Source organism: Roseibaca sp. Y0-43 (assembly GCF_020667835.1).
Taxonomy (GTDB): domain Bacteria; phylum Pseudomonadota; class Alphaproteobacteria; order Rhodobacterales; family Rhodobacteraceae; genus Roseinatronobacter.
The window spans coordinates 1-1,249 of record NZ_JAFMPR010000036.1 but is presented as its reverse complement, the minus strand read 5'-3'; the positions used below and the strand labels follow the sequence as shown (position 1 = coordinate 1,249).

Annotated in this window: 1 protein-coding gene; it reads right to left on the bottom strand. The window is 60.8% G+C overall.

Annotation, left to right across the window (positions count from 1 at the left end; all coding sequences use genetic code 11):
- A protein-coding gene (locus J1C52_RS14980; RefSeq protein ID WP_227428730.1) for an IS3 family transposase occupies positions 1-1,136 on the bottom strand; the annotation gives its coding sequence in 2 pieces (ribosomal slippage) (positions 1-887 and positions 887-1,136; 1,137 coding nt annotated over the 2 pieces). This gene is flagged as partial in the annotation.
- Positions 1,137-1,249: the final 113 nt, after the last annotated feature.

Here is a 1,249-nt window from a genome sequence, read left to right as displayed (position 1 = left end):
ATTCTGATAATCATGGGTTTCGGTTTGGGCAAGCGCGCCGGGCGCGGAGCCCTCAAATTGCTCAAGCGCTCGGCGCGCTTGCAGTGGCGTCTGGTTTCCGAGCGACGAATGCGGCCTGACGGCGTTGTAGTCATATCGCCATAGCGCCAGCTTGCGCCGGGCATCGTCCAGGGTGTCAAAGATCTCCTCGTTCAATAGCTCGTCGCGCAGGCTGCCGTTGAACGACTCGATGAAGGCGTTCTGCTGCGGTTTACCAGGATCGATGTAATGCCACGGAACATCGTTCTGGTCGGCCCATCTCAGGATGGCCCGGCTTGTGAACTCCGTCCCGTTATCACTGACGATGCAACCTGGTTTTCCGTAGACCCGCACCAGCGCATCCAGCTCGCGGGCGACACGGGCTCCCGAGATACTAGTGTCAGCCATCAGGCACAGGTTTTCGCGGCAGCAATCGTCGATCACCGCAAGGATGCGGAACTTGCGTGAAGCACCGAAGCTGTCCGACAGAAAGTCCAGCGACCAGCGCGCATTCGGGCGCGCCGCCTCCGGCATCGGTGTGCGTGTGCCGCGGGCCCGCTTGCGGCCACGTCGTCGCTTCACCGATAGCCCTTCCTCCCGGTAGAGCCGATATAGCTTCTTGTGGTTCATGATCATGCCCTTGCGTTCGAGCAGGACGCCGATCCGGCGATAGCCGAAGCGACGCCGCTTGCCGGCAATCTCCTGCATCTCCTTGCGGATATCGGGGCAATCCGGCGGGCGTTCGCGCCGGACAGTCTTGGGATCGACGCCGACAAGCCGGCAGGCCCGGCGCTGCGAGATGTCGTGATCCCGCAGCGCTCTGAGAGCTGCCTCTCGCCGCTTGGTCAGCGTCGTCAGTTCTTTCCCAGAAGATCTTTCAGGACCACGTTGTCGAGCATAGTATCGGCCAGAAGGCGCTTCAGCTTGGCGTTCTCGTCCTCCAGCGCCTTCAGCCTAGCGGCCTCGGACACCTCCATGCCGCCATACTTGGACTTCAGCTTATAGAACGTGGCCGGGCTCAGTCCGTGCCGGCGGCATACCTCCGCCGTCGGCATGCCTGCCTCCTGTTCCTTGATCATCCCGATAATCTGCGCCTCGGTGAAACGGCTCTTTCGCATTCGTCTGCTCCTTCAGGGTGCACTGCCCCCTGAAAACTGGATCGTTTGAAGCTGGAGTTTTCCGCTAAGTTTTCCTGGCTGGGAAAGGAGCGGAATCGTATGAAGGCATCGAA